The sequence below is a fragment of the Streptosporangium sp. NPDC006013 genome, from assembly GCF_040614275.1.
Classification (GTDB): Bacteria; Actinomycetota; Actinomycetes; order Streptosporangiales; family Streptosporangiaceae; genus Streptosporangium.
This window is the reverse complement of the sequence record NZ_JBEXUE010000956.1, coordinates 1-1,304: the sequence shown is the minus strand read 5'-3', so window position 1 is coordinate 1,304 and position 1,304 is coordinate 1. Positions and strand designations below refer to the sequence as shown.

Here is a 1,304-nt window from a genome sequence, read left to right as displayed (position 1 = left end):
GGTGCGGATGGCGCCCGGCACCGAGGGGATGCTGCGCCACACGGTGGGCGCCGAGGTCGCCGAGGCCGCGCTCGCCGCCGCGGGCCCGCCCGACGAGCGCGGCTGGGTGGTGCTGCGCCTGCCGACCGAGTCCGTCAGGCACGCCCACTGGCTGCTGCTGCGCCTGGGGGCGGACATCGAGGTGCTGGAGCCGCCCGAGTTGCGCGAGCGGATGGCCGCCACCGTCGCCGGCCTGGCCACGCTTTACGGCACGAGTCCCGGCTGAACGTTCGCCTGACCGGCCGGGCGCTGCCGGGAGGTGCGCTCACGCGTCGCGCAGCCGCAGGAACCGCTGCCGGTCCGGGTCGCTGATCATGAAGGGAGGCACCGAGAGAACGTAGAGCAGGCCGAACACGACGCCGATGGCGGCGGCGGTTGCCTTGGGTGACTCTTGGTAGTCGGCCATTGACCGATCCCGCATGGTGCCGACGAGTTCACCGGTCTGTTCAACCACTGCGTCTTTCGTAGGCGTGGCAACTCAGGATGTCGGTGATGCGATGCCGTGGCCGGCTGTGGTTCTGGTGAACCGGCGGGCGAGGTGTTCGAAGGCGCCGGTGAGTTCGTCGGGGCCGATGACTTCGATGTCGGCGTCGTAGCGGGCGATGGCGGCGGCGAGGCTGGGCCAGGACCAGGATCCGAGGGTGAGCCTGCAGCGGTAGGGGCTGGTCTCCTCGACGAGTCCGTCGCGGGTGTAGAGGGCCACGGTGGCGGCGGGCAGGTCGAGGATCACTGTGCCTTGGCAGGGCCAGTTGCCCGAGGCGTCGCCAGAGCCGCGGAACGTGCTGGTGACGAAGGTGGCGGCGTCTCCTCCGGGCAGTACGCGTGGAGTGAACCGGGGCCCGTTGGGGGTGCGCGGGGTGATCCGGTCGGCGCGGAAGGTGCGCCAGTCGTCGCGGTCGAGGTCCCAGGCGATGAGGTACCAGCGTCCGTCCCAGGTGATGACGTGGTGGGGTTCGACGCGGCGCGGGGGTTTGTCCGTGACCTCGGCACCGTAGTCGAAGCGCAGGATCTCGCGGGCGTGGACGGCGGCGCTGATAGTCAGGAGCACGTCGCCGTCGACCGGGGTGGCCGGCCGGGTGATGGGTCGTTCAACGGCGGTGACGCGCAGCGCGTTGATGCGGTGCCGGAGTCGGGAGGGCATGACCTGCCGGATGGTGTTCAGTGCCCGTTCGGCGGGTTCGGCGAGGCCGTTGCCGGGGTTGGTGGCGGCGATCTGCAGGGCGATGGTGAGGGCGACGGCCTGTTCGTCGTCGAACAGCAGCGGG

3 protein-coding genes are annotated in these 1,304 nt (G+C 71.1%); 1 reads left to right on the top strand and 2 read right to left on the bottom strand.

Going from position 1 to position 1,304, the window contains the following annotated elements:
- Positions 1–265: WYL domain-containing protein (locus ABZ260_RS51215; protein WP_355633286.1), on the top strand; the 265-nt coding region annotated here is incomplete at its 5' end.
- A 39-nt stretch (positions 266–304) separates the two neighbouring features.
- On the opposite strand, the gene ABZ260_RS51210 is transcribed toward ABZ260_RS51215, so the two are convergent.
- Both ABZ260_RS51210 and ABZ260_RS51205 read right to left on the bottom strand, forming a co-directional pair.
- Positions 305–493 (bottom strand): hypothetical protein, encoded by a 189-nt coding sequence (locus tag ABZ260_RS51210; RefSeq protein WP_355633284.1) that lies wholly within the window; start codon positions 491–493, stop codon positions 305–307.
- 24 nt (positions 494–517) lie between these two features.
- Positions 518–1,304 (bottom strand): WYL domain-containing protein (locus tag ABZ260_RS51205; RefSeq protein WP_355633282.1); only part of this gene is annotated, 787 nt, incomplete at its 5' end.